Genomic DNA, 17,358 nt, shown 5'->3' with positions numbered 1-17,358 from the left:
AGCGGGTGGGGGTGCCGCGTTGTTACGCGGCTTGACCTTGCAACCAGACCATCTTGGCGCGCAGTTCCTTGCCTACCTTCTCGATCGGGTGCTCCAGGTCGGCCTGCTTGAACTTGTTGTAGTTCGGCAGGCCCGCTTCGTACTCGGCCACCCAGTTCTTGGTGAAGGTGCCGTCCTGGATGTCCTTCAGCACTTCCTTCATGCGCGCCTTGGTACCGGCGTCGATCACCCGCGGGCCGCTGACGTAGTCGCCGTACTGCGCGGTCTCGGAGATGAACTCCAGCATCCGCGAGATGCCGCCTTCGTAGAACAGGTCGACGATCAGCTTCAGTTCGTGCAGCACTTCGTAGTAGGCGATTTCGGGCTGGTAACCGGCTTCGACCAGCGTCTCGAAGCCCGCCTGCACCAGTGCCGAAGCGCCGCCGCACAGCACTGCCTGCTCGCCGAACAGATCGGTTTCGGTTTCTTCCTTGAAGGTGGTCTGGATCAGGTTGGCGCGCGCACCACCCAGGCCGGCCGCATAGGCGAGCGCGTACTCGGCGGCCTTGCCGCTCTTGTCCTGGTAGACCGCCCAGATGCATGGCACACCGCGGCCGATTTCATATTCGCGACGGACCAGTGCACCCGGGCCCTTCGGTGCGACCAGCACGACGTCCAGGTCTTCGCGCGGCTTGATCATGTCGAAGTGCACGTTCAGACCATGCGCGAACAGCAGCACCGCGCCCTGCTTCATGTTCGACGCCAGCACGTCCTCGTACAGCTTCTTCTGCACCATGTCCGGGGTCAGTACCGCGACCAGGTCGGCATCCTTCACCGCATCGGCCGGTGCCTTCACGGTGAAGCCATCGGCCTGTGCCTTGACCTCGGTGGGGCCGCCCGGACGCAGGCCTACCACCACATCGAAGCCGGATTCACGCAGGTTCAGCGCGTGCGCGCGGCCCTGGCTGCCGTAGCCGATGACGGCGATCTTGGTCTGGGGCAGTTCGTTGGTGCTCATGGGGGAGGTTCCTTGCGGGTGGGAAGAAAAAAGACGGCCGGCAGTCGAAGCGACGTACCGGCCGGTCAGGGAAAAGCGGGGAGGGCAGCGCCGCGCATCGCACAGGTACTGCCACCACGAGAGTTCGTGGTGCAGCAGGTCCAGGTTGTGGAGGAGGCGGTGGTCATGGTGGTTGCGTCTGAAACCAGGTCCTGAAATGAAAAAACCCGCACCTGGGCGGGTGCGGGTTTTTGAAGAGTTCCGGTGTGTTTGTTGCTTACACGCTGGCTCGTCCCGCACCTGTTGGTTGGGTAATAAGTACGAGCACAAGAATCGAACGCAGCGAGGCGGCGCCGGTATCGGCGGCTTCGATGTGGGTTCGCGGTGGTGTGTTGTGATGCAACATGTGATCGAGAAAACCACAGCCATTTCCGCTGTGTCAACCCTCGCAGCACTATTTCCGTCAGTTTCCGCTGCATGCAGTGCAATCGCTTGTGGCACAAGGATGGTTGCTGCTGAAAGTGTTTCGGTGAACCCGAATTCACTCTTTTCAACGGGTTTTTTGCGCGGATTCCGGCGATACCAGCTGGGCTCGCCGGGTCGTGCAGCGCCCCGTGTGCCGCGGGAGGTTCCGCGCGCATTGCGATGCGTTCGTGGCAATGGCGCCCGTGGCTCCATGAGGCGCCCCATGACCTATGCCCGATGGCCCCCGGTCGCGGTAGCGGCGAAGATCGGGTCACCACCCCTTCCCTCGGAACCTGACCGTGTCCCGACGTCTTGCCCGTTCCCTGCTGGCTGCTGCCGTGCTGGCTGCCGTGCCCATGCTGTCCCAGGCCGCCGACCGCATTACCGGCCACACCTTCGCCACCCGTTCGGAGGTGATCGCCCCGCATGCGATGGCCGCCACCTCGCAGCCGCTGGCTACCCAGATCGCGCTGGACGTGATGAAGGCCGGTGGCTCGGCCGTCGATGCCGCCATTGCGGCCAACGCAGCGCTGGGGTTGATGGAGCCGACTGGCAATGGCGTCGGCGGCGACCTGTTCGCCATCGTGTGGGACCCGAAGACGCAGAAGCTCTACGGCTACAACGGCTCGGGCCGTTCGCCGAAGTCACTCACCCTGGCCGAGTTCCAGCGTCGTGGCCTGAAGGAGATCCCCGCGACCGGCCCGCTGCCGGTATCGGTGCCGGGCGCGGTTGATGGCTGGTTCGCGCTGCACGAGCGCTTCGGCCGCAAGCCGATGGCCGACAACCTGGCCCCGGCCATCCGCTACGCGCGCGACGGTCATCCCGTTGCCGAAGTGATTGCCTATTACTGGGATCGCTCGGTGCCGAAGCTGTCGCAGTATCCGGGTTTCAAGGAACAGTTCACGATCGATGGCCACGCGCCGCGCAAGGGCGAGATGTGGAAGAACCCCAACCTTGCCGACACCCTGCAGAAGATTGCCGACGGCGGCCGTGATGCCTTCTACAAGGGCGACATCGCCCACACCATCGGCGATTACTTCAAGAAGAACGGCGGCTACCTGAGCTACCAGGACATGGCCGACCATCATGGCGAGTGGGTCGAGCCGGTCAGCAGCAACTACCGCGGCTACGACGTGTGGGAGCTGCCGCCCAACAGCCAGGGCATCGCCGCGCTGCAGATCCTCAACGTACTGGAAGGCTACGACTTCTCGAAGATTCCGTTCGGCTCACCCGAGCACGTGCATCTGTTCGTGGAAGCCAAGAAGCTGGCCTTCGCCGATCGTGCGCGCTTCTACGCGGACATGGCGTTCCAGCCCGCGCCGGTACAGAAGCTGATTTCCAAGGAGTACGCAGCGCAGCGTCGCGCGCTGATTTCGATGGACAAGGCGCTGAAGGAAGTGCAGCCGGGCACGCCCAAGCAGCTGGAAGAGGGCGACACGATCTACATGACCGTGGCCGATGCCGACGGCATGATGGTGTCACTGATCCAGTCCAACTACCGCGGCATGGGCAGCGGCATGGCCCCGCCGGGGCTGGGCTTCATTCTGCAGGATCGCGGCGAGATGTTCGTGCTGCAGAAGAACCATCCCAACGGTTACGCACCGGGCAAGCGTCCCTTCCAGACCATCATTCCGGCCTTCATCACCAAGGGCGGCAAGCCTTATGCAAGTTTCGGCGTGATGGGCGGTGCGATGCAGCCGCAGGGGCACGCACAGATCGTGATGAACCTGGTGGACTTCGGCATGAACCTGCAGGAGGCCGGTGATGCACCCCGCATCCAGCATGAGGGATCGACCGAACCGACCGGGCAGGCGACGGCGATGACTGATGGTGGCGAGGTCAATCTGGAAACCGGGTTCCCGTACGAGACGGTGCGGGCGCTGATGCGCAAGGGGCACCGGGTGGTGTTCGCCGATGGTCCGTATGGCGGTTACCAGGCGATCCTGCGTGATCCGGAAACCGGCGTGTACTACGGCGCGTCGGAGAGCCGCAAGGATGGGCAGGCGGCGGGCTACTGAGGTTTACCGGCCAACGGGCTGAGCCCCCTCTGCGGAGGGTTCAGAAGCGGGATCGCTTGCCGGGCCGGGTGGGTGGGCTGTTCGGGGGACGCCGTGAATCCGTCCCTGGAGGCTTGGCAGCCGCATCCATGCGGCTGACACCCCCGCCCAGCCCACCCACCCGACCTCTGACAGTTTCCTGCGGCCGCCACCGCAGGAAGAGAAAGAAGAAGATCAAAAGCAAAGGCAGCAACGGCCGCGTGCTGATGGTTGGGGTCGGATCCGTTTTCCTTTGGAAAACGGATCCGACCCCTTCTTGTTTTCCGATACACCTTCATCCACGCATGGCGTGGATCTACTGCCGTCACCGGGAAATTGTCGGAGGCGGGGAGGGGGCCGATGGCGGGACCGTCCACGGCATGGATGCCGTGGCCGAGCCTACAGGGACGTACTTGCGGCGTGTCCCGCCATCGGCCCCCTCCCCGCCAGGCAAGCAGCAACCCAGAGCCGCCTTGGCTTCGGCCGTTGCCTTTGCCTGAAAAAAGCGGTGCAGCCGCAGGCTGCAAAACACCTCAATCCTGATCCTGCGCGCGTGCCGCCTCCGCCTGGGTCTCTTCCTGCGCCGCCATCTCGCGTGCGATCCACGCATCGATCATGCGCCGCTGGCGCTGCGCCTGCCGCCGCTCGCGCGTGTACTCCTGGTCCAGCACCCGGTACAGCGACACCATCACCAGCACCATCAGCAGCGCGAACGGCAACGCGGCAATCGTGATCATGCCCTGCAGCGCATCCAGCCCGCCCGCCAGCAGCAATGCCGCCGCAATCAACGCTACCGCGATACCCCACGCCAGCTTGCGCTTCAGCGGCGGATCCCCGGCTTCGTCGGTGGACATGCTGGCCAGTACCAGAACCGCCGAATCGGCCGAGGTCACGAAGAAGATCATCAACAGCACCAACGCCACCGCCGACAGCATCAGCGACGCCGGCAGGCTGTCGAACAGGGTGAACAGCACCGTCTCATAGCCATTGCCCAGTGCCTGTACAAGGTCGGCGTGGCCGAAGATCTGCGCCCACAATGCCGTTCCCCCGAACACGGCGAACCAGAAGAACCCGAGCAGGGTCGGTGCCAGCACCACGCCGATCACGAACTCGCGCACGCTGCGGCCGCGCGAGATGCGCGCGATGAAGGAACCCACGAACGGGGCCCACGAAATCCACCAGGCCCAGTAGAAGATCGTCCAGTCGGCCACCCACGTGCTGCCGGAGAACGGCGACATGCGCAGGCTCATGGTCACCAGCTGGTTGAGGTAGGAACCCAGCGTGGTGGTGAACGTATCGAAGATGAAGCCAGTCGGCCCCAGCACAAGTACGGTCGCGGCCAGCAATGCAGCCAGTGCCAGGTTGAAGTTGGACAGCCACTTCACGCCGCGCTCCACACCGCTGGCGGTCGAGGCCATGTACAGCACGAAGGCAATGGCGATGATGGTCATCTGCACCGGTACAGTCGCCTGCAGACCAAATACGCGCTCCACGCCTGCAGCGATCTGGATGGTGCCGAAGCCGAGCGTCGTCGCCACGCCGATCGCCGTGGCGACCACCGCCGCGATGTTGACGACACGGCCGATCCAGCCGCGATGGTGGCGGCCGATGATCGGCTGCAGCATATCGCTGACCAGCCCGCGTCCATTGCGGTTGAACTGGAACCAGGCCATCGCCAGGCCGATCAGTGCATAGATCGCCCACGGATGCAGGCCCCAGTGGAAGAACGCATAGCGCATCGATGCACGCGCGGCATCCATGCTCTGTGGCGCAATGCCTTCCGGTGGCTTGGTGAAGTGTGAGATCGGCTCGGCCGCGCCCCAGAACACCAGGCCGATGCCCATGCCGGCGGCGAACAGCATCGACATCCAGCTGGCGCGCGAAAATTCGGGTTCGGCGTCTTCGCCACCGATGCGCAGGTTGCCGAAGCGGCCGAAGGCCAGGTACATCAGGAACACCAGCGCCAGGAACACCACCAGCAGGTACAGCCAACCGACGCTGCGGATGACATCAGCCAGCGCCGCCTGCACGACGGTATTGAAGGGACCGGGCGCGAGGCCGGCCAGCAGCACCAGGGCAAGCACCAGTGCGATGGAAATGCGAAACACCATGAAGGAGCTTCTCCGATCAAGGGATTGAGGGGAGCGAGCGAAAGCTTGCAGGGAGTAGGCCGGCGACAGTGTGCGCGCACCGGACAGGCACCGCGATGGCGGCAGGGAAAGCGCCACGTGCAACGGTGCGGCGCGCGTGCACGTTACTGAATGCGACGTCACGGTTCTGTTAACGCGGCTGCGGCAGATCTGCGCCCTGCGTGGATGAACGGCCAGGAGGCCGAGTGGTTTCTATGCTCTAATGCCCACCAAGAAGCGGGGGTACCGCGGCCTTGTGGCCACGGTTGAGATAGTCCCTTGGAACCTGATCCGGCTCATACCGGCGTAGGGAAGCTTTGCAATGCAGCCGTACCCGGAACCTGCCCAGGGAGCGCCTTGGTGCCGTCCGGGCGCGGTGGCAGTGCGCCGCCGCTTCGTCCCTGACCTTCCTGGACGATGCCCGATGAACGCACAGCTCTCCGCCCTGCAGCAACAGGCCCAGCAACTCTCCGAATCCGTGACCCGGCCCATTCCCGGCTCGCGCAAGATCCACGTGCCTGGCTCGCGCCCGGACCTGCAGGTGCCGATGCGCGAGATCGCGCTGACCCGCACGCCGACCGTGTTCGGTGGCGAAGAGAACGCACCGGTCACCGTCTACGACACCTCCGGCCCGTACACCGATCCGGACGTGCGCATCGACCTGTCTGCGGGCCTGCCGGCACTGCGCCGTGGCTGGGTGGAGGAGCGCAACGACACCGAACAGCTCGACGGCCTCAGCTCCTCGTTCGGACGCGCGCGCGAGCATGATCCGAAGCTGGACCCGGTGCGTTTTCCCGCGCGCAGCCTGCCACGTCGCGCGCGGGCCGGCGCCAACGTCACCCAGATGCACTATGCGCGCCGCGGCATCATCACTCCGGAAATGGAATTCGTGGCAATCCGCGAAAACCAGCGGCTGGAAGCGATCCGCGATGCCTCACTGCTGCAGCAGCATCCTGGCGAGGCATTCGGTGCGTCGATCCAGCAGATCATCACCCCGGAATTCGTGCGCGAGGAAATCGCCCGCGGCCGTGCGGTGCTGCCCAACAACATCAATCACCCGGAAAGCGAGCCGATGATCATCGGCCGCAACTTCCTGACCAAGATCAACGCCAACATCGGCAACAGCGCGGTGTCCTCGGGCATTGCCGAGGAAGTGGAAAAGCTGGTGTGGGCGATCCGCTGGGGCGGCGACACGGTGATGGACCTGTCCACCGGCAAGCACATCCATGAAACGCGCGAATGGATCATCCGCAATTCGCCGGTGGCGATCGGTACGGTGCCGATCTACCAGGCGCTGGAGAAGGTCGACGGCCGCGCCGAAGCGCTGACCTGGGAGATCTTCCGCGACACCCTGATCGAACAGGCAGAGCAGGGCGTGGACTACTTCACCATCCATGCCGGGGTACTGCTGCGCTATGTGCCACTCACCGCCAGGCGGGTTACCGGCATCGTCAGCCGCGGCGGTTCGATCATGGCCAAGTGGTGCCTGGCCCACCACAAGGAAAACTTCCTCTACACGCATTTCGAAGACATCTGCGAAATCATGAAGGCCTACGACGTGACCTTCTCGCTGGGTGATGGCCTGCGTCCTGGCTGCATTGCCGATGCCAACGATGCGGCGCAGTTCGGCGAGCTGGAGACGCTGGGCGAGTTGACGAAGATTGCGTGGAAGCACGACGTGCAGACCATGATCGAAGGCCCCGGTCATGTGCCGATGCAGCTGATCAAGGAGAACATGGACAAGCAGCTGCGTGAGTGCGGCGAGGCGCCGTTCTACACGCTCGGTCCGCTGACCACCGACATCGCACCGGGCTACGACCACATCACCAGCGCGATCGGTGCGGCGATGATCGGCTGGTTCGGCACTGCCATGCTCTGCTACGTCACGCCGAAGGAGCATCTGGGCCTGCCCAACCGGCAGGACGTGCGCGACGGCATCATGGCCTATCGCATCGCCGCCCATGCTGCTGACCTGGCCAAGGGGCATCCGGGGGCGCAGGTGCGTGACAACGCGCTGAGCAAGGCACGTTTCGAGTTCCGCTGGGAAGACCAGTTCCACCTCGGCCTGGACCCGGAGAAGGCCAAGGAATTCCACGACGAGACCCTGCCCAAGGACGCGCACAAGCTGGCCCACTTCTGTTCGATGTGCGGCCCGCATTTCTGTTCGATGAAGATCACCCAGGACGTGCGCGAGTACGCCGAGAAGGGCATGCAGGAAAAGTCCGAGCAGTTCCGGGCGGCCGGCGCCGAGGTGTACCAGCAGGGCTGATCGCAGATGGGCAGTGCCGGGTCATGCCCGGCACCGTCCAGTCACCCAACTCACCGACATGCCGCTATCCTCGCCCCATCGTTCCCCGGGGACACGGAACCATGCCCATTGCCGTCACCACCCGCTGGCTGGCCATCGCCCGCCGTCATCCCTCTGCCTGGCTGCTCGGCGCACAGCTGTTGTCGGTACTGCTGTACCCGGCGTTGGACGAAACTGCTGCCGGGCGCGCGGCAGTAGGCGTATTCGGCATGGCCGTGCTCGGCCTGGCACTGTGGGTGGTGCAGCGCAGCCCGCTGGGGACATGGCTGGCGTTGGTGCTGGCCATCCCGGCGGTGGTGTTTTCCCTTTCGGCGGCCCTGCTCGACCGGCCTGCACTGGGCATCACCGCGCAGCTGCTGGAAAGCCTGCTGTATTTCTACACCGCCGGTGCGCTGATCGCTTACATGCTGCAGGACCACAAAGTGACGCGCGACGAGCTGTTCGCCGCCGGTGCCACGTTCACTCTGCTGGCATGGGCATTCGCTTTTACCTTTGCCGTATGTCAGCAGTGGTATCCGGGCAGTTTCCAGGGCGCCAGTGGCGGCGCGCAGCGCACATGGATGGAGCTGCTTTATCTGAGCTTCAGCTTATTGTCGGGGGTAGGTCTCAGCGACGTCGTGCCACTGCATCCGCAGGCCCGCGCGCTGGTAATGCTGGAGCAGTTTTCCGGCGTCATGTACGTAGCGCTGGTGGTTTCGCGGCTGGTTGGCCTGACCATGCTGAAACGCTTCTGAAAATGAACGCCAGATAAAAATATCGCGCCCAAAAGGGCGCGAATGATGATGCGTATTATGTGAATGCGTCGGCGAGAGAGAGCCTGATGTCGACCACGCGATAGGCGAGGTAACTCGCATAGGCTAATATCCGGAGGCTTCGTTTTTTTTGCGGTATGCGCCGATGCTTTGTGCGGAATCTGGCTTCTTGCTGTGCCAAGGATGGGAAGGGATCGATGGTGAACAGTGTTTGCGGCCTGTTTCAGCCCCATAGCAACGAATGATCAACAGCGAAATCCAGTCGCCTGAATCCGACCGCGTCCGCGTCGGTGAGTGCATCGTTACTTTGTCCTCGCGTGAGGTCGAAGTCGCCGGTGCCCGCCGTACACGCCGTTTGACGCCCAAGTCGCTGGGCGTGCTGCGCGTGTTGATGCGGCAGCCGGGGCGGGTGGTGACCCGTGACGAGCTGTTCGCCGAAGTGTGGCCGGACACGCTGCCGACCAACGATGTGCTGACCCAGGCCGTGACCCAGCTGCGCAAGGCGTTCAGCGTCGACGACGACAACGGCCAGGCGTACATCGAGACCATCGCCAAGACCGGCTACCGCCTGCTTGTGCCGGTGCAACCGCTGGCGGACCACGAGACCGATGCGATCGCCGTTGCAGAGGACTCGACCGCATCACAGCCGCCTGCGCCGGATGCCGTGGCCGCCGCCGGCGTGCCGGTGGTTGAACGCGGAAGCCGCCGCTGGCGCCGTCTGCGCCGTCGCCTGCTGCTGGCACTGGGCGTGGTGATGCTGCTTGCGCTGGTGGTGTTGAGCGTACTGCTGCTGCGCCGCCCGGCGCCGGTGAATTCTCCGGTGGATGCGGCAGTGGAGAACGGCACGCGGGTGATCGGAAGCCCTGAGCGGCCGTATCGATTGATTACCGCGACGGCCGGTTTTGAGACCTATCCCACACTTTCTCCTGATGGATCGCAGGTCGCCTACGAAGGCGCCAACGACGATGGCACCGGCGGCAACGCCATCAAGGTGCAGACCTCCGGCAATGCCCCCGCGCGCCAGCTGCTATCGCCACCGGCAGGTGCCAGCGACCGCTTCCCTAACTGGTCGCCCGATGGCCGCGAAATCGCCTTCGCCCGCTTTGGTGCCGATGCCAGCTGCCAGGTGCTGATCGCCAGCGCCACCGGCGGCGCCGTGCGCCAGGCCACGCGTTGCGACGGCACCGAGCTGCTCAGTTTCGACTGGACGCCCGATGGTCGTGGCCTGGTCTTCGGCAGCATGGTCGGTCGCTATGCCCATCGCGGCATCCGCGTGCTCGATCTGGCCACCGGCCAATGGCGTGCGCTGGAGTACGCTGTCGACGAGGATGATTTCGACTACGCCCCGCGCTATTCCCCGGATGGCCGATGGCTGGTGTTTGTCCGCAACCCCCAGCTGGGCGACCTGTGGCGGATGCCTGCCAGCGGCGGCACGCCCGAGCAGTTGACCACCGAATCGGCCGAACTGCGTGGTTGGGCGTGGTTGGGCGACGGTCGGCATATCGTGTTCGGTCGCCGCGTGGACAGCGAAGCACGCCTGTACTACCTCGACGTCGAGCGCCGCACATTGCGCGACGCTGGGCTCGACGATGCGCAGTGGCCGGCAGTGTCCCGCCGCGGCGACATGCTGGCGTTCGTGCATCGGCGCGCGCAGTTCGGGGTGTTCAGGATGCCCGCGCAGGGCGGTGCCGGTGAGCGCCTGTTCGCCTCCAGTGGCCGCGACGGGCAACCGATGGTGGCACCGGATGGGCGGCAACTGGTGTTCAGTTCCGATCGTTCCGGCAGCTTCGCCCTGTGGTGGGCCGACATGCAGCGGCCGGAGTCGCTGCGGCCGATCGAGGGGCTGAAGCCCGAGGCACGGCAGGCGCCCGACTGGTCGGCCGACAGCCGGCATCTGCTGGTGGTGGGCCGCGATGAGCATGGCGAAGCGGTTGTCTACGAGATCGCACCGCGCGATGAACAACTGCATCGGCTTCCGGTTCCCGCCGAGCAGCCATTGCAGGCGTTGTACGGCGCAGACGCGGAGCAGCTGCTGGTGGTCGAACGTGATGCCGACCAGCACACCCGCTTGAGCCTGTTCGACCGCAGCGCGCAGCCATGGCGGCGGTTGGCCAGCCTTGAAGGCGTATCGCAGGCGCGTTTCGACCGCAGTACCGGGCGGGTGCTGTTCACCCGGCTGGCAGCCGGTGGGCTGTGGTCGGTGGACGCGGCGTTGACCCCTGCCAGCGTGCAGCAGGTCAGTGAGGACCGGCCCAGCCGTTGGCGCTACCGGACCTGGACGGTGGCCGGCAACGGCAGCATCGACTACCTCGGCAGCAGTGCCAGCTGCGGCACGACCCTGGTCCGTATCCAGTCCGGACGCGAAGAAGCCGAGCGTTGCCTGGACGCCCAGCGGCTGAGCGCGGGCAATGGACTCAGCGCCAGTGCCGACGGAAACAGCCTGTACCTGGCCCTGGCCATCAGCGATGGTGCCGACATCGGTGTGATGCGACTGCCCGAACAACCGCCCGCACTGTTCCCGGCATTCTCCAAATTATTGATCTTGAACGAGAAAGGGCCTTCGTAATTTCTTCGTGACGATCTCGCCGCGAATTCGTGGCGATCTCGGCAGTCTTTCCTGACGCGCTGTCACCTCATTTGGCAAAACGGAGGCCTGTACTTGGCAAATCCGTGGTGCCCCTATGCGTCAACTCTCGCTGGCCGATCGTGGCCAAACCGTATCCCTGGACAAGGCGATCGACGATGTCGCGCCGACCTGCATGGGGGTTGCCCGCCTCGGCAGCCTGCAGACCGCCGGCACCAGCTTCAGCGTCTGGATGCAGGTGCGCGGCACCTCGTGGGTTGAAGCCAAGGAAGGGCGGTTCCGGCTTCGCCAGGGCGAGTGGATCGCGTTCGAGAAGGAGTCCAGGCCGCTGGTCCAGGCCGGACGCAACGGCTTGTGCGTGGGCATGAACCTGAACGTGGAAGCGCTGCGCGTGCTGACCGAAATGGCCGACTGCGGCCTGTACGCCGGTCGTGGCCAGATGAACCGCGCTGATGCGCGGGTGGCGCTGCGCCTGTGGCGTGACGCCCTCGCCAGCGGGCAGCCGGCGCAGGCACTGCGTCCGTTGCTGCTGCATCTGGCCGGTCTGCAGCGCAGCCTGGCCGACAACGTACAGCGTTGCCCGGGCCGCTCGCGCAGCCGCAAGCGCCAGGTATTTGGTCGCATGCAGCGCGCGCGCCTGTATCTGGAAGGCAACAGCCACCGTGTGGTGCGCATCGGCGAACTGGCCGAGCTGACCAACTTCTCCAGCTGGTATCTCTCCAAGACGTTCCAGAGCCTGTACGAGGAAAGCCCGCAGTCGCTTTCGGCACGGTTGCGCCTCGAACGTGCGGCCGATCTGCTGCGCGATACCGACATGATGGTCGGCGAAGTCGCTGCCGCCAGCGGTTTCGACAACTGCTGCAGCTTCGCGCGTGCGTTCCGCGCCCGCTACGGCCAGTCCGCCTCGCGCTTCCGCGAGAATGACGGACAGCTTCCGCCACACTCCGCAAAGTCTCCGGTTGTGTCGCGCAAATACAGCGCTGCAACGCAATCGTAACGTGCTACGGCGTTTTAACACGCTACTAACACGTACCTTGGAGAGATTGATGAACGTTCGTATTCCTGCAGTGCGGCTCGGCTTGTTGCCGGCCGGCATTGCGCTTGCCTTGGCACCGTCCTTCGCTTCGGCGCAGGACGCAGCTGCCGGCGGCACGACCGACCTGGACCGCATTTCGGTCACCGGTTCGCGCATCCGCCAGGCGAGCATGGAAACCGCTCAGCCGGTGATCGCGCTGCAGCGCGCCGACATTGAAAAGCAGGGCTTCACCAGCGTTGCCGACATCGTGCAGAACCTGTCGGCGACCGGTTCGCCGGCGATCAGCCGCGCCGATGCCCTGTCTTCGGGCGAAGAAGTCGGCGGCCAGTACGTCGACCTGCGCAACCTCGGCCCGGAGCGCACCCTGGTGCTGCTGGACGGCAAGCGCATGGGCACCAGCACCGGCGGCTACACCGACCTGGCCTCGATCCCGACCTCGGTCGTGGAACGCATCGAAGTGCTGACCGACGGTGCATCGGCCATCTATGGTTCCGACGCCATCGCCGGCGTGGTCAACATCATCACCCGCAAGAACTTCGACGGCCTGGAAGCCAGCGTCTACGGTGGCCAGTACGGCCAGGGCGACGGCCAGAAGCAGGTCTACAACTTCGTCTACGGCCAGACCGGTGAGCGCGGTTCGATCACCTTCGGCGCTGAATACAGCAAGGAAGACGAGGTCAAGGCCAAGGATCGTTCCTTCAGCCGCTACCCGAACGGTCGCTTCCACCCGTTCCCGACCGACGACGATGCCAATGGCTGGTCGCCGGCGTCGAACCAGGGCGTGCTGATCGACGACATGGGTACCCCGAAGGACGCCAACGACGATATCTGGTACACCCGTGCCAATACCGGTGCCGGCAACGGCATGGGCGACTTCCGTGAGTTCGGCACCGCCGACTACACCAATGCCAGCCAGGAAATGTGGCTGCAGAACAAGCTGACCCGTCGCTCGGTCTTTGCCAACGGCAACTACGACCTGACCGACAACATCCGCGCCACCGCGAACGTGCTGTACACCAAGCGCACCGCGACCTCGCAGATTGCCGGCTACCCGTACCAGTCCGAGGTCTACGGCACCCCGCTGTCGGCCGACAGCATCTACAACCCGCTGGGCAAGGACGCGAACTTCATCCGTCGCACCTCCGAGTTCCCGCGCCAGACCGAATCCGAGCAGGAAACCTTCCGCTTCTCGGCCGGCCTGGAAGGTTCGTTCGAGTTCGCCGACAAGTTCTGGGACTGGGACGTGGGCTACGTCTACAACCAGAACAAGGGCGTCAAGACCGGCACCGGCAACCTGTTCATCCCGAACGTGCAGAACGCCGTCGGCCCGTCCTTCATGGACGGCGACGTTGCCCGTTGCGGCACCCCGGGCAAGGTGATCGCCGGTTGCACCCCGTGGAACCCGCTCGCACCGTACGGCTCCACCGGCAACGGTTCGCTGGCTGACCCGGCACTGCAGGCCTACCTGTTCCTGCCGAGCCACGACACCTACACCAACACCACCAAGGCCTACAGCGCCAACATCTCCGGTTCGCTGTTCACGCTGCCCGCCGGTGACCTGGCCATCGCTGCCGGTTACGAGCACCGCCAGGAAAGCGGTGAGTACAACCCGGATGCACTGCTGCAGTCGGGCCTGAGCACCGACCTGGCCGGCGCACCGACCAAGGGCAGCTACAAGCTCGACGAGTTCTACGTCGAACTGAACGTGCCGGTGCTGGCCGACATGCCGTTCGCCAAGGAACTGTCGCTCGACATGGCTGGTCGCTATTCGGACTACAACACCTTCGGCGACACCATCAACAGCAAGTTCGGCCTGAAGTGGAAGCCGATCGACGACCTGCTGGTGCGTGCGACCTATTCGACGGGCTTCCGCGCGCCGAACATCGCCAACATGTACGGCGGCACCTCGCAGACCTTCGATGCCTACACCGATCCGTGCGACAGCAGCTTCGGCTCGGCTTCGCGCAATCCGTCGGTTGCCGCGGCCTGCGGCGCACGTGGCGTTCCGGCGAACTTCCGCCAGATCACCTCCGGTGGCGCACAGTCGACCGGCCCGGGCACCCAGTCCTACAGCGCCTTCGAGTCGGGTTCCAACCCGGAACTGCAGCCGGAAACCTCCAAGACCTGGACTGCTGGCCTGGTCTACAGCCCGAACTTCGTGCAGGGCCTGGACGTCAGCCTGGACTGGTGGAAGATCCGCATCGACAACGTGATCGCCGCCGAGTCGGTGACCTCGATCCTCAACCAGTGCTACGTGCTGGGCGTGGCTTCGGCGTGTGACCGCTTCAGCCGCGGTACCGAAGGCCGCACCGTCAACCAGGTGGTCGACGTTACCCGTACCCTGATCAACGGTGGTTACCAGGAAACCGCAGGTTACGACCTGGGCATCAAGTACCGCCTGCCGGAGTTCTCCTTCGGCAAGATCGTGGTTGACTGGAAGACCACCTACGTCGATTACCTCGAGTACAAACGCGACAACGAAGCCGAGACTCCGGTCGAGCAGCACACCAGCTGGGCAACCGGCGACTGGGGTGCGAACTTCCGCGTCCGCTCGAACCTGAATGTCGATTGGAGCCTGGGCAACCTGGGCGTGAACTGGGCCGTGCGTTACTACTCGAGCATGAAGGAGCCGTGCTCCTACGACACCGAGTGCAACCTGCCTGACTTCACCTCGGCCTACACCCTGGGCCAGCCGACCCGCAAGGTTGGTTCGAACACCTTCCACGATGTGCAGGTGCGTTACACCCTGCCGTGGCAGGCTACGGTCTCGGTCGGTGCCAACAACGTGTTCAACCACGAAGGCCCGGTCATGTACAGCCAGCCGAACTCGAGCTTCTCCTACTACGGTGGCTTCGACATCGGTCGCTACTACTACATGAAGTACACCCAGCGCTTCTGATCCATCGAAGCGTGACAGCAGAAAGAGGAGGGCGGGCCGCAAGGTCCGCCCTTCTTGTTTGTGCGGTCGAGCAACGCGGCTGTCCACGCCGCGCGCGCCGAACCTCCGGTCACTTCCAGTAGATCCACGCCATGCGTGGATGAACTTCCGGCACAACGAAAAAAGGCAGGCCACACGGCCTGCCTTTCGTCCCCTTCGTACTCGCCTGACGCTACGCCTCAGGCCTCGCTCGGCACCAGGCCCATCAGGCTGTTGGCGTGCTCGCGCCACTGCGGCAGCTTGTTCAGCACACCGGCGCGCTGCAGATACTCTTCATCCACCGGGTCACCGTTGACCAGCGCCAGTGCCACGTGCACCGCACCGGTCACCCAGAAGCTGCGTGTATTGGCGCGCTGCGGCTGCAGATGGAACGCCACCGCCTCGATGATCGGCATCGGCAGGCCCCACAGGCCCAGCAGATAGGCGCCGGCTTCGGCATGCCCGGGGCGATCATCATCGGCCGGCTCCGGTTCGCTGCGCTCGTTGCGTACACCCGGCAGCAGCAGGCCGATGTCGGCCAGCAGGGCGGCGGTGGCACCGAGTTCGGCGCTGGAGTCGGGCAGCAGGCGTGCGGCCAATCGCGAGGCCATCAAGGCACGCTGCTGCAGCGAGTTGCGTTCGGCCCCTGACAAGGTAGGCGCGGAGAACACCTCACTGGCCAGCACCAGGTCACGCAGCGTGGCCAGGCCCAGCCGGGTCACGGCGGTGCGCAGGTCGGCGATGGTGCGGCCCTGGCTGAAGAACGCCGAATTGGAAAGCTGCAGCACCTTGGCCGCGATCGCCGGGTCGGCGGCCACCAGCTTGGCGACATCGGCGCTGTCGGCGTCGTCGTCATGCTCCAGTGCCTGGGTCAGGCTCAGGTACAGGTGCGGCGGCGAAGGCAGCTTCTCGATGCGGCCGATGGCATCGCGCAGGCGCGGGCTGTCCAGCACTTCGCGCAGCTCTTCCAGGCTGGTCAATGCTTCCAGCAGTACTTCTGGTGCCAACGGCAATGGCAGGAAGCGATGGGCGACCCCGATCAGGCGTGCCGGCGGCGGCCGGTTGCCATGCTGTGCATCGACCAGTGCGATGCGGATCGTCTCCGGGCGCAAGGTGCGGATCTGTCCCAGCAACGTGGTCGCGTTGAGATCAGGCAACTGCGGGCAGACGATCACCGCGTCCACGCCCTGGGTGGCGACCGCGGTCATCGCGGCATGGCCATCGGTGGCGGTCAACGGCTGCCAGTCTTCCCCAAGATCGGCAATGAATTCGGTCAGCTCAGCCGGCAGGCTGGCTGTATCCCCAACAAGCAGAATACGCACGACACATTCCCCTGGCTGTCTCGACGGTCGATGTCGATGACGTGTGAAGTGACGCAATTTACCTAATACGGCGGCAAAGGTGATGTGCCGCCGTCATGAAACGTGACCCGCATCGCTCCGACGCCGCGCGCCGGAGCAATGCTGTTCAGTCTCAGGCCTTGCTGTCGAGGTGGCGCTGGTGCGCCTCGATCAGGATCTGCTTGGCCTCGGCCGCGCCGCCCCAACCGTCCAGCTTGACCCACTTGCCCTTCTCCAGGTCCTTGTAGTGCTCGAAGAAGTGGCCGATGCGCTCCAGCCAGTGGCTGGACACCTGGGCGATGTCCTCGACGTGGGCATAGCCGCTGAAGATCTTCGAAACCGGTACGGCCAGGATCTTCTCGTCGCTGCCTGCCTCATCGCTCATCTTCAGCACGCCGACCGGGCGGCAACGCACCACCGAACCCGGGACCAGCGGCAGCGGCAGCACCACCAGCACGTCGGCCGGATCGCCGTCGCCGCAAAGGGTGCTCGGCACGTAGCCGTAGTTGCAGGGGTAGCGCATCGGGGTGGACAGGATGCGGTCGACGAAGATCGCGCCGGTTTCCTTGTCCACTTCGTACTTCACCGGCTCGGAATCCTTCGGGATCTCGATGATGACGTTGATTTCTTCCGGCGGGTTCTTGCCGGGCGAGACGAGTTCCAGACCCATGGTGTGCTCCAGGTGGGGGATGTGGACGGATAGCCCTCCATTTTATGCCTTTGCCGGTCGCTGTGCAGGGTGGGGCGCCGACGGGCCGTCGCGGTAGCCGACGACCGGCCAGGACGGGGTTTCCCGATGGGGCCGGCCGGGCGGC

At 64.7% G+C, this 17,358-nt stretch carries 10 protein-coding genes and 1 riboswitch; of the genes, 6 read left to right on the top strand and 4 right to left on the bottom strand.

Annotated elements, in window-relative coordinates:
* Positions 1 to 22 precede the first annotated feature (22 nt).
* Positions 23 to 997 carry a ketol-acid reductoisomerase gene (gene ilvC / locus M2299_RS10580; protein ID WP_025874152.1) on the bottom strand — a complete coding sequence of 325 codons (975 nt, stop codon included), beginning with the start codon at positions 995 to 997 and terminating at the stop codon, positions 23 to 25.
* Positions 998 to 1,797: 800 nt separating this feature from the next.
* On the opposite strand from ilvC, the gene ggt reads away from it, so the two are divergent.
* The gene (ggt, locus tag M2299_RS10575) at positions 1,798 to 3,459 is read left to right on the top strand and encodes a gamma-glutamyltransferase (RefSeq protein ID WP_080149926.1); all 1,662 of its coding nucleotides are present in this window, start codon (positions 1,798 to 1,800) and stop codon (positions 3,457 to 3,459) included.
* 551 nt (positions 3,460 to 4,010) lie between these two features.
* Here ggt and M2299_RS10570 read toward each other — a convergent pair.
* Complete coding sequence (locus tag M2299_RS10570; RefSeq protein WP_025874154.1) at positions 4,011 to 5,588, bottom strand: BCCT family transporter; 1,578 nt, start codon at positions 5,586 to 5,588, stop codon at positions 4,011 to 4,013.
* Positions 5,589 to 5,835: 247 nt separating this feature from the next.
* Positions 5,836 to 5,937, top strand: a riboswitch (TPP riboswitch).
* A 93-nt stretch (positions 5,938 to 6,030) separates the two neighbouring features.
* Here M2299_RS10570 and thiC point away from each other — a divergent pair.
* The 5 genes from thiC (at position 6,031) to M2299_RS10545 (ending at position 15,185) form a co-directional block, all read left to right on the top strand.
* Complete coding sequence (gene thiC / locus M2299_RS10565; protein ID WP_099843575.1) at positions 6,031 to 7,875, top strand: phosphomethylpyrimidine synthase ThiC; 1,845 nt, start codon at positions 6,031 to 6,033, stop codon at positions 7,873 to 7,875.
* A gap of 101 nt (positions 7,876 to 7,976) precedes the next feature.
* Complete coding sequence (locus M2299_RS10560; protein WP_032976761.1) at positions 7,977 to 8,648, top strand: ion channel; 672 nt, start codon at positions 7,977 to 7,979, stop codon at positions 8,646 to 8,648.
* A 259-nt stretch (positions 8,649 to 8,907) separates the two neighbouring features.
* Positions 8,908 to 11,232: a winged helix-turn-helix domain-containing protein gene (locus M2299_RS10555; RefSeq protein WP_134833046.1), complete on the top strand. Its 2,325-nt coding sequence runs from the start codon at positions 8,908 to 8,910 to the stop codon at positions 11,230 to 11,232.
* Between the two features lie 115 nt (positions 11,233 to 11,347).
* The gene (locus tag M2299_RS10550; RefSeq protein ID WP_025874158.1) at positions 11,348 to 12,247 is read left to right on the top strand and encodes a helix-turn-helix transcriptional regulator; all 900 of its coding nucleotides are present in this window, start codon (positions 11,348 to 11,350) and stop codon (positions 12,245 to 12,247) included.
* Between the two features lie 49 nt (positions 12,248 to 12,296).
* Positions 12,297 to 15,185, top strand: coding sequence for a TonB-dependent receptor (locus M2299_RS10545; RefSeq protein WP_207759524.1), 2,889 nt, complete (start codon positions 12,297 to 12,299; stop codon positions 15,183 to 15,185).
* 218 nt (positions 15,186 to 15,403) lie between these two features.
* On the opposite strand, the gene M2299_RS10540 is transcribed toward M2299_RS10545, so the two are convergent.
* Together M2299_RS10540 and ppa are read right to left on the bottom strand one after the other, a co-directional pair.
* Positions 15,404 to 16,525, bottom strand: a complete 1,122-nt coding sequence (locus tag M2299_RS10540) for an HDOD domain-containing protein (protein WP_025874160.1) — start codon at positions 16,523 to 16,525, stop codon at positions 15,404 to 15,406.
* 151 nt (positions 16,526 to 16,676) lie between these two features.
* Positions 16,677 to 17,213 carry an inorganic diphosphatase gene (ppa, locus tag M2299_RS10535; RefSeq protein WP_005410935.1) on the bottom strand — a complete coding sequence of 179 codons (537 nt, stop codon included), beginning with the start codon at positions 17,211 to 17,213 and terminating at the stop codon, positions 16,677 to 16,679.
* Positions 17,214 to 17,358: the final 145 nt, after the last annotated feature.

The sequence above is a fragment of the Stenotrophomonas sp. 1278 genome (assembly GCF_029892765.1).
Taxonomy (GTDB): Bacteria; Pseudomonadota; Gammaproteobacteria; order Xanthomonadales; family Xanthomonadaceae; genus Stenotrophomonas; species Stenotrophomonas indicatrix.
This window is presented reverse-complemented; position numbering and strand designations above follow the sequence as displayed.